This window comes from Cohnella phaseoli (assembly GCF_003386235.1).
Classification (GTDB): Bacteria; Bacillota; Bacilli; order Paenibacillales; family Paenibacillaceae; genus Cohnella; species Cohnella phaseoli.
Window position 1 is genome coordinate 91,192 of sequence record NZ_QRDZ01000035.1, and the last position, 10,568, is coordinate 101,759.

At 54.6% G+C, this 10,568-nt stretch carries 6 protein-coding genes; all 6 read left to right on the top strand.

The genetic code is table 11. The features are described 5' to 3' along the window. The coding region (locus DFP98_RS39305) for a hypothetical protein (RefSeq protein ID WP_181918064.1) at nucleotides 1–721 on the top strand (721 nt) is incomplete at its 5' end. A gap of 139 nt (nucleotides 722–860) precedes the next feature. Further along, a complete protein-coding gene (locus DFP98_RS31695) occupies nucleotides 861–2,585 on the top strand; it encodes an extracellular solute-binding protein (protein ID WP_116064647.1) in 1,725 nt (574 codons plus the stop codon). Between the two features lie 74 nt (nucleotides 2,586–2,659). Then, nucleotides 2,660–3,559, top strand: a complete 900-nt coding sequence (locus DFP98_RS31700; RefSeq protein WP_116064648.1) for an ABC transporter permease — start codon at nucleotides 2,660–2,662, stop codon at nucleotides 3,557–3,559. A 17-nt stretch (nucleotides 3,560–3,576) separates the two neighbouring features. Next, on the top strand, nucleotides 3,577–4,470 hold the full coding sequence (locus DFP98_RS31705) for a carbohydrate ABC transporter permease (protein ID WP_116064649.1): 894 nt from the start codon (nucleotides 3,577–3,579) through the stop codon (nucleotides 4,468–4,470). Nucleotides 4,471–4,490: 20 nt separating this feature from the next. Beyond that, nucleotides 4,491–7,394, top strand: a complete 2,904-nt coding sequence (locus DFP98_RS31710) for a hypothetical protein (RefSeq protein WP_147310315.1) — start codon at nucleotides 4,491–4,493, stop codon at nucleotides 7,392–7,394. 7 nt (nucleotides 7,395–7,401) lie between these two features. Then, nucleotides 7,402–10,110, top strand: coding sequence for a beta-galactosidase (locus DFP98_RS31715; protein WP_116064651.1), 2,709 nt, complete (start codon nucleotides 7,402–7,404; stop codon nucleotides 10,108–10,110). Nucleotides 10,111–10,568 lie beyond the last annotated feature (458 nt).

Here is a 10,568-nt window from a genome sequence, read left to right on the forward strand (position 1 = left end):
TCCGGTTGCCGGAAAGCTCGTATTGTCGAACGGCCATACGCTCGGCACGTATCCTTCTTTTGCTTGGAGCGGCGACAATCGGACGTTAACCATCACGTTAGGCGATAACCCGACGGTTGTGGCGGGCGACACAATCGCTCTGACAGCGGGCAGCGGCATCAAGGATAGGGCAGATCAAGCCGAAGTGGTAACGGATGAGCCGATGACGATATCGGGGAGCTTTAATCCGACATATCGATTATCGGAGCAGTACTCCTCGGTGCAAGGGCAGAACGGGTGGCGGTATATGTACCACGACGGCAGTGGATATGTCGATATGACATGGGACGGGGCGAAGTGGAAGGGGCCGAATACGGTGTCCTTCTTGTTCATCGAACCGTCTACGCACATGATCGCGGAAACGTATGATGCGGTTCCCGCATGGGAAGCACCGTTAAGCGGAACCGTTCGGATCCGCGGAACCGCGAAGATGGATGACGACGGCGGGGAGGCGTGTTACGGCTGCGGCGACGGGATACGCACGAAGATCATGAAGAATGGATCTCAGGTATGGCCGTCCTCAGGGTGGCAGTCGATTCAAGCTACGGATCTGGTCGGCGTCTCGCATGATGCCACGATTGAAGTCCAGCAAGGGGATCGCGTTTACTTCGTCATGAACCGCAATGGCAATCCCTACTTCGACGGCGCCAGCTGGAATCCAGCGATAGAGTACATCGCGTAAACCGCCAGCCTGTCGACTTGCTTCCACATCAACAGAAAACGATAAACGTCAAAAGAGTTCTATATAGGATCAAGGCCGAGCTCATTATAATTAAAACTGCAAGCGATTCCAACACAGCGATCGAAAGGGGAAACACAGAATGAAAGGCCACAAGTCGCATCGATTGTTCCTGATAGCTCTCACCTTACTGCTCGGGCTGACAGCCTGCAGCCAGAACAAAGAAAATGCAGCATCGTCCGAGACGCCGTCCTCTCCCGCGTCGCCGTCCGCTTCGTCATCCGGCGCGGAGGAAACGCCCGATCCATTCGGGAAGTACGATCCTCCGATTACGATCTCGACCGTCAAGGTGTTTAACTCGGCCGATAAATTCGAACCGGGAGAAACGCCGGAGAAAAACATTTGGTCCGACGCGATCCTGGCGGACCTGGGCATCGCCCTCAAGCTGAATTGGTCCGTCATCGGCGACGAGCCGGGCGGAGCGGGGGAGCAGAAGCTGAACATCACGATCGCTTCCAACGATATTCCGGACATTATCCCGGTCAACGCCAAGCAATTGAAGCAGCTGGTGGATAACGATATGGCGGAGGACCTGACCGGTGCCATCGAGAAATACGCATCCCCTCAATACAAGAAATTCCTGGAGTCCAACGGCGGATTGGCTTTGAAAACGGCGACCTTCGACGGGAAAGTACGGGCGCTTCCGGTCACGACCGCCGGACTCGACGACGCGCCTATGATCTGGATCCGGAAGGATTGGCTGGATAAGCTGCAGCTGTCGGAACCGAAGACGATGGACGACATTCTGGCCATCTCCGATGCGTTCACGAACCGCGATCCGGACGGCAACAACCAGAAGGATACGTTCGGCCTCGGGATCGGCAAGGATCTGTATAACGGCGGGCTGCATGATCTGACCGGTTTCCTCGAAGGCTACCATGCCTACAAGAATCTGTGGATCGAGGGTGCCGACGGCAAGCTCGTCTACGGCGGCATTCAGCCAGAGATGAAAACCGCTCTCGCCAAGCTGCAAGAGATGTTCAAGACCGGGCAGATCGATCCCGAGTTCGGAGTGAAGGATGCCGGCAAGGTTAACGAGTCGGTCGTCTCCGGCAAGATCGGAATGTTTTATGGCGCGCATTGGAACGCCTTCTGGCCGCTGCCGGATTCCTACAAGCAGGATCCGAACGCCGTCTGGAAACCGTATCCGATCGTGTCCTCCGACGACAAGCCGGCATCTCCGTCCATCGGACTCGGTGCAGGTAGCTATTTCGTCTTCAAGAAGGGCGCCGCCCATCCTGAGGCGATCGTTAAGCTGGCGAATTATTATGCGGATAAAGAATACGGGTGGGATACGGGCGGCATCGACTTGTCGTTCCATCAACCGGTGCCTAATCCGGATGGCTACATCCGTTGGAGGTTCGCTCCCGTGTACGCAACGGATCCGGAGCAGAACATCAACATTTACCGCGGGCTTAAGGCCGTCGTCGAGAACAACGATCAGAACGCGCTGAAGAACCTGCAGGTGAAAGACAACTACGACAATTACACGAAATTCACGAAGGACGGCGATCAGAGTCAATACGCCACCGCGCTCTGGACCGCTCCGCAAAACTCGGGATTAAGCGTTCTCGACTATTATCTGAGCAACGGACTGGGGCAGGCGGATCGATTCTACGGCTCCAAGACGGACGCGATGGTCGACAAACAGTCGACGTTGGAGAAGCTGCAGCTGGAATCGTTCACGAAGATCGTCATGGGGGCCGCTTCGATCGATGCGTTCGACCAGTTCGTCTCCGATTGGAAGAAGCTCGGCGGAGATGCGATTACGCAGGAAGTCAACGATTGGTATGCCGCTAACCAATAAACGTATGGAGCGGGAGGTGCGGAAATCCTCCGCATCTTCCGCCAAATCGAACTATGGAATTTGGAGGGAGTCAGATGCTCTCGCATAGATGGAAAAGGCTCCTGCCGCTGCACTTGATGCTTTTGCCTGCCCTGGCGCTGCTGTTGATCTACGGTTATGGACCGATTACGGGCATCGTCATCGCTTTCCAAAAGTTTATGCCTTCCAAAGGGATGTTCGGCTCGCCGTTCATCGGATTGGATAATTTCAAGTACGTGTGGAGTTTGCCGGATACGAAGCAAGTGCTCGCGAACACGGTCATTATCGCGCTTTGCAAAATCGTGCTGAATCTGATCGTCCCCATCGTTCTGGCGCTGTTGCTGAATGAAATTCGCCTGAAGCTGTTCAAGAGAACGGTGCAGACGATCATCTATTTGCCTTACTTCTTATCTTGGGTGCTGCTGGGCGGCATCTTGATCGACATTCTGTCGCCGTCTCAAGGAATCGTTAACGATCTGTTACGCGCTTTCGGATTCAAGCCTGTGTTTTTCCTCGGAGATCCGAGCTGGTTCCGCTTTACGGTCGTCTTTACGGACTTGTGGAAGGAAGCCGGCTTTAACACGATCGTGTTTCTGGCCGCGGTCACGAACGCCAATCCGTCTCTGTACGAAGCCGCTGTAATCGACGGGGCGAACCGGTGGAAGCAAACGTTGAGCATTACGCTGCCTTCCATGCTGCCGGTTATTATTTTGCTCGCTACGCTTAGTCTCGGCAACGTGCTGAATGCGGGATTCGATCAAATTTTTAACTTATACAGTCCGCAGGTGTATAGCTCGGGAGATATTTTGGATACGTTCGTCTATCGGATCGGACTAATCGATACGCAGTATGGCGTGGCGACCGCGGTCGGCTTGTTCAAATCCGTCATCTCGTGCTTGTTCATCTCCGTCTCGTATGCGCTGGCTTATCGGTTGGCGGGCTATCGAATCTTTTAGAGAGAAGTGTAACGGATATGGTTGGAAAAATGTCTACCTCCAGAATCGCATTTAACATGGCGAACTATAGTTTTCTGACGATCATGTGTTTGCTGGCGCTTTTTCCTTTTCTGAACGTGCTGGCGTTGTCCCTTAGCAACAAGACGGCGGCGGCCGCAGGCCTGGTTAAGCTATGGCCGGTCGATTTCACCCTTTCTTCTTATCAATTCGTTTTTTTGCGGCACGAGTTCTTTACCGCTCTCGGCATTACGCTCGAACGCGTTCTGCTAGGGACCGCGCTAAGCATGCTCATCTCGGTCCTGGCCGCCTATCCGCTGTCCAAGGAAGAGCGGGCTTTCCCGGGTCGCACGCTGTATGCCTGGGCTTTCGTCTTTACAATCCTCTTTAACGGGGGATTGATTCCTTGGTATATGACCATTAAAATGACGGGCATTCTCGATTCCATATGGGCGTTGGTGCTTCCGGGAGCGGTACAGGTGTTCAACTGCTTGCTGCTGCTGAACTTCTTTCGCGGCTTGCCGAAGGCGTTGGAGGAGGCGGCATTCGTAGACGGCGCGAGTCACTGGACGACGTTGGGACGGATCTTCGTTCCTCTCTCGGCTCCGGTGCTGGCTACCGTTACGCTGTTTACCGTTGTGGGGCACTGGAACTCCTGGTTCGACGGGATCGTGCTGATGAATTCGCCTTCGCATTATCCGTTGCAAAGCTATTTGCAAACCGTGGTCGTCAAAATGAACACGTCAACGTTCGCCAATATCGACCCCGTGCAGGCGAAGCTGCTGGGCGAAATCTCGGACCGAACAGTGAAGGCCGCGCAAATCTTCATGGCGACCTTGCCCGTGCTGTGCGTCTATCCGTTCCTGCAAAAATATTTTATGTCCGGGATCGTGCTGGGCAGCGTGAAAGAGTAACCGAGACTGGAGGCAAAAGCTTGCCTATGAATGCGATCGATATTACAGGCAATTGGGAATCCGATGTGTTGCCGGCCGACCGGCTCCAGACGAGAGAACCGGAGGTGAAGCAGGGACAGACGACTGTCTTTCGCCAAAGGCTGCAGGTTCCTGCGGGAATCCATGCCCTGGAGCTGGTCTATTGGCCGGATCAGGACAGCCGCTTGGGCAAAGCGATCGAGGAGAAGTTCGACGGCTTCGACGGCCTAAGTATCAACGGCAGCTCCGTACGAGTGGCTTTTCTGAAGATGGAAGGGACCAGGGAAGGCTATCGAGCTCTTGTCCAACTGGAAGAGGAGGCTCAAGGCTCGGAGAGGGAATTGCAGCTCGCGCTCACCTTGTGCGCTTCGAGACCGCTGCACACGAGACTGATCGGGGACGTCGGACGGAACGAAGGCGGAGGCGTTTATCAGGCGCTTCCGCCGATCTCCGATGGGCAGCTGGCGATCGTCAGAGGCATCCCGTTCCATCTGTCCGAGCTTAACGAATTCGAGATTGACGATCTGGTGAAGGACTCCCCGGGCGATCGGGGGAGCTTGCATCCTTGGAACGACGGAATGACGCTCCCGTGTTATGGCGCGAAGGTCCGAACCGCTCATTTTCTCGGCATGATTCACAGCATCGACGTTGCGAACGGGTCTTGGTTTTCGCCGAAGGGAGATCACGGCTATTCCCACTTTGTTGGAGACAAGGCCGGGGAAATCGCAATTCGCTGGACGGACGGGGAAGAGACTGTCGTTCCGCTCGTATTCGGATTCAACATGTGGTACTCCCGCGCGTGGGACATGTTCTGGCATTGGTGGATGTACGGCCAGTATATCGGCCATCTGGACGAGCAAATGTTCAGCGGCCGGGACGACGGAAGGGAGATCGTCGAGGAAGCCGTCGTTCTTGTCGACGGCATTCGGGCGATGGGCTCGTTAAGCTCCAACGCCCGGTTCGTCTTCTCCGTCGATTTGGGCGAACGCAAAGTGGAGTCCATCTCCTTAAAAGGCGACCCGCTGCTATACGGACATCCCGTCGTATCGGCCGTTACGTTGGAGACCGCGGAGCAGTGCTCCGAGCTGCCGACGCTGCCGGATCTCGGTTTCGTTAAGAGTGCTAGGAAGACGGTCAGCCTGGAGCAAATTGAAACGGGCGACTGGCAAGATCGAGTCGAGCGGCTGCAGAAGCTGCTGTACACGTACGTCGACGAGTTACCCGTTCTGGACGAACCGTTAGTGCCGGACGGCTATTTCGGGCCGCGCTACCGCTTCGAAGGGAATCCCGATTCGGTATATGCGGCTACTTTTTTGTATCGCAACGGTCCGGAGTGCGCCGCTTATATCGCGGACAACGGAACGGATTGCTCCTCCTCCACGGCCAGACAGGCCATCCCTCATTATATCTACGGGATGGGCATCTGGTTCGGGTTCGACCCGGTGTTCGGCAGCTTGGGCAACTGGTTTAAGCTTTATCGGGAGCGGTCGCCCGGCGAGCTGTCGGGGATTAGCGAAGCGTGGGCCCGCGGAGTCGGCGAGCTGCTGCGGGAGGCGATGGCGTTCGGCTACGACAAGTTCGTCCGCTCCTATGTCGATTGGCTGGACAACGCCTTGTTCGCGGAAGCGAATCCGCCTCACTGGAACAGAATCGTCGGCCGATCGTGTTATACGACGTACGAGGTTGAGGTGGGAGGAACAGTCGAGAAGGGAGTCCGGGAGAACGACGGTCACGGCATCTGCATGTGGGGCCGTTACATGGTTTGGCACGGGATGGGCCGCCCGGCCGACTGGAACGAGCAGCACTTTGCCGCTACGGAAGCGGCGGTAGAGTGGATCGAGTGGCAGCTTGCGAACGATCGCATCCGGCCGGGAGTTCGCAAAGACGTGCTGTTCACCGAAAGCGAATGCGCCCACGGGTCCTATGACATTTACTCGTCATACAATTGCTTGCATGGAATCAAGCTTTCGATCCGAATGGCGGAACAGCTCGGAAGAACGGAGCTTGCGGAACGCTGGAAGCAGCTCTACGAGCGACTTCGCCAAGGCATTCTGGATCATTTGGTCGATCCCTCGGAGGACGGGCCCATCTGGCATACCGAGGAGGATTGCTATTGGCAGGATCATGCGCATAAGCTCGTGCCGATCCAGCTGGCCACGGAAGGCGACTCCTATACGCCGTTGGAGGACTGGGCAAGCGGCGACTCGATGGATCGAACCTTTTTGGAGATTAGCGAAAATTCCTACCGACATCTGATGAGATCGGAAAATTACAATTGCTTGCGAATGTTCGGGTACGGTCAAGGGATGATGACGCAATCGGCGCTGCTGCTCGACCGGATGGCGGATGCGGAGAAGTTTCTGCACCTGATGCTAACTCATACCTACCTGCCTCATCTGGAAGGCTGGGCCGCCCCGGAAGGAATTATCGTGCATCGCTCAGGTCGGTACTATTTGCCGGTCAACGGATACATGGGCCAGGATTCGCATGTCGCGGACAGTACCAAGGCGGTTCGCCTGCTTCTGGGCATCGACGATAACGACCCCGGTCATCTGCGCCTCGTCCCCCGCTACCCGGCGGATTGGACGAAGATGTCAATATCGGAATATCCGGTAGTGACCGGCCAAATAAGACAATCGATCTCGTATGTATACGATCGAGGAGAGCGGGGAAGCGCAAGCGAGCATACCTTCTCCTTCGAACTCCAGCATCCTGTCGATCGTCTCAGCATCCGTCTGGGACCCTATTCGCCCGATACCCGAATCGAGCGCGCGTACTGGAATGGCAGCGAAATTCCTTTCGCCTGCATCGATTCCGGAGATAGCCGCTGGGTATGGGCCAGCCATTTAAGCGGAAAATCCGGCATTATTCGAATCGTAGGCGTTCAACCCATCGAGGAGGGATAATTTCGAAATGTTCAAAAAAGCGTCCATCTGCGCACTGTCCATTTTGCTTGTGCTGTCCGTTTACTCTGCCTATCAACCTGCAAACCGTCAATCGATCGCAAGCGCCAACTCCGGCAATGCGGATCAACGCTACTTCATGTACGGAGCCGGAGATACGCAGGACATGAACCTGTATGAGGATTTGGTCGATCAGGCGATCGCGTACGGGATGAATTCGTTTCGGGTATGGTTCTCTTGGTCGTCCTTTCAGAATGAGGACGGTACGTTCGACTGGAGCTTAATGGATGCGCAGCTCGACTATATCGATAATAAAAACATGCCGTTTGCATTATCGCTTTATTTTGCGATGGGGCCGGACGGCGGATTACCGGAAGCGGAAAGAGTGAAGGATGCTTCGGGAGCGCTCACGCCTTATCTCTCTATTAACTCCGCTACGGCCATGGATAAAGTGGTCGAGGCGTACGAGGCGGTGATTTCTCGGTATACAGCGCGGTACCCGACTAACAAGCCGATCTTCGTCTCCGCTTTGTTCGGCATGTATGGCGAGAACGAAATCTCGGGCGGCGGAAACGGGCTAATGGGCGATTACTCGGAGGCCTCTAAGCAAGCTTTTCGTTCCTGGCTGCTTGATCGGTATGAGGATATCTCTAGCTTGAATACGCACTGGGGCACGCAATACGCATCCTTCGCTCAAGTGGAGCCGCCTACCGACTTCAACGGGAATAAGGGGCTGACCTGGTACCAGTTTCGACACCACGTCTTAAAAAGCGCGGTCGATCGACTGGCCGATGCCAACCACGCTATCGGGGGAACGAAATTCCCGTTGGTCATGGGCTCGATGTTCGACGATTCGGCTAGCAAGAGAGGCACGCTGGACTTCGTTGATCTGGCCGAGAAAGCGGATATCGTTTTCGTGGATGACGGCCCCGAATACAACCATGCCTTCTCGATGGATTTGTTAAGAACCAATCTGCCGGGCAAGGAACTGGCCCATGAATTCGACGGACCGGACCTGGCAGACAATGCGACATATTACCATCAAGCCTCCACGGCGTTCGAGCATGGCGCCAAATACGTCACGAACGGCAATTGGAACAAGAGCCTACAGAAGTTTATCGATAGAGGCCAGCTTTTCGAAGACATCGTCGACGACTATTTAGGGGACCCGGTCACCGAAATCAACAACCCTTCGCAATCGATGTTCGTCAGCGACTACGATATGCTGCTGAATCGCAGCAGCGCCGCGTATCAGCGATACTACGACGCGCTCTATGTGAACAATCTCGAACCTATGAATGTCCATTTGCTTCGGGACATCAACAGGTTGGATTGGCACAAAACGAACAATGACGAACCCAATCTGATCCTTCAAGGAAATTGGGCGGAGCAGCGGGAGGATGGCCCGTTCCAAGGCGATGATCTGGCGACGGATCAAGTCGGAGCTTCCGTCGAATTTTCTTTTAACGGCGACCGCATCGAATGGATCGGCTCTAAAGGGACCGATCACGGGAAAGCGGACGTCTATATCGACGGCCTTCTGGAAGCGAGCGGAGTGGATTTGTATGCGGGGCAAAAGCAATATCAACAGGTGCTGTATGCGAAAGACAACCTGACGGACGGGGAGCATACGATCAAAATTGTGGCGACGGGTCAGAAAAACGCCTTGTCCAGCGATGCTTTCGTTAACCTGGACGCTCTGTCTTATCATTTTACCGAGTTTCCGGCTCCACCGAAGATCTATCGTTTGTCCTCGCAGTATTCCGCTACTCAAGGGGAGAACGGGTGGTATTATAAATACCATGACGGAAACGGGTACGTGAATATGACGTGGAACGCAGGGAGATGGCAGGGGCCAAACCCCTATCTGTTTATCGAGTCCACGACCCATATGATGCCGGACGGATACGATGTTGTGCCCGTATGGAAAGCCCCGAAGAGCGGAACGATTCGAATCAAGGGGAACGTGAAGAAGGACGATATGGCCGGAGCGATCTGCCCCGGGTGCGCGGACGGCATTCAAGTCAAGATTATGAAGAACGGCACGCAAATCTGGCCGACTACCGGATGGCAACAGCTGGCCGACGACGATCTGATAGGTGTATGGCATGACCTTACGATCAATGTGGCTCAGAACGACCTTATTTATTTCGTGATGAATCAGAAAACGAATAATTACTGGGACGGTTCGAGCTGGGATCCTAGCATTAGCTACGTGGCGCCGGTCTATCAATTGTCCGCACAATATTCCAATATCCAAGGCCAGGATGGTTGGCGGTATCAATACGACGGCGGCAGCGGTCCTGTGGACATGACATGGGTCAATAACAGATGGCAAGGGCCGGGATCCGTCGACTACTCGTTCGTCGAACCCACCGCGCATTTGATGGCCGAAACGTACGATTTGCTTACGAATTGGGAGGCGCCATTTGACGGTACGGTAAGAATTTACGGAACGGCGAAAATGGACGACGACGGCGGATCGAGCTGTTATGGGTGCGGCGACGGCATTCGGGTCAAAATTATGAAAAACGGTACGCAAGTCTGGCCATCCTCCGGATGGCAGTCTATCCAGGCGGTCGATTTGATCGGCGTCGCTCATGACATCGATGTCCAGGTCCAGCAAGGCGATCGTATTTACTTTGTCGTGAACCAGAACGCGAATATTTATTACGACGGGGCCAGTTGGAATCCTAGCATCCGCTACAGGATTTCGTAAGCGCGAGAGAGCTGGGAGGACGTAGGCCGAGGTGGGCTTGCATCAGAAAATAGCGGAAGCCAATGAAAAAGGCAGCGGTGTATTCCGGATGCTGTGGAGTGGCGGCCAAAAAAGTGCCTCCGAGCTACCGATGCTGCGGAGTAGAGGCCAAAAAAGTACCTCGGCGCTACCCAAGCTGTGGAGTAGAGGCCAAAAAAGTCACTAGTCATGCATCAAACCTGACATAATAGTCGAAGGGTGAGGCCTAATCCAATATTGTGATTTGGTTTCATATTTTTCCATTTGATTTTCTTCCCAGTAAGCCAAAAAATCAGAGCAGGAACAGGAGACGCGGTTTTCCACAAAATTGGATATTCATTTATCTTTGCCTAACGTAGTATGACGCGCTGATTCTCCTCGACAAGCTTGACCTTATCCGTCTTCTGTCGCCCTCTGGATTTCCTCGACGGAACACGATT

Coding starts and splice junctions, on each gene's coding strand:
- DFP98_RS31695 (WP_116064647.1), top strand. CDS start 861: ATGAAAGGCCACAAGTCGCATCGATTGTTCCTGATAGCTCTCACCTTA.
- DFP98_RS31700 (WP_116064648.1), top strand. CDS start 2,660: ATGCTCTCGCATAGATGGAAAAGGCTCCTGCCGCTGCACTTGATGCTT.
- DFP98_RS31705 (WP_116064649.1), top strand. CDS start 3,577: ATGGTTGGAAAAATGTCTACCTCCAGAATCGCATTTAACATGGCGAAC.
- DFP98_RS31715 (WP_116064651.1), top strand. CDS start 7,402: ATGTTCAAAAAAGCGTCCATCTGCGCACTGTCCATTTTGCTTGTGCTG.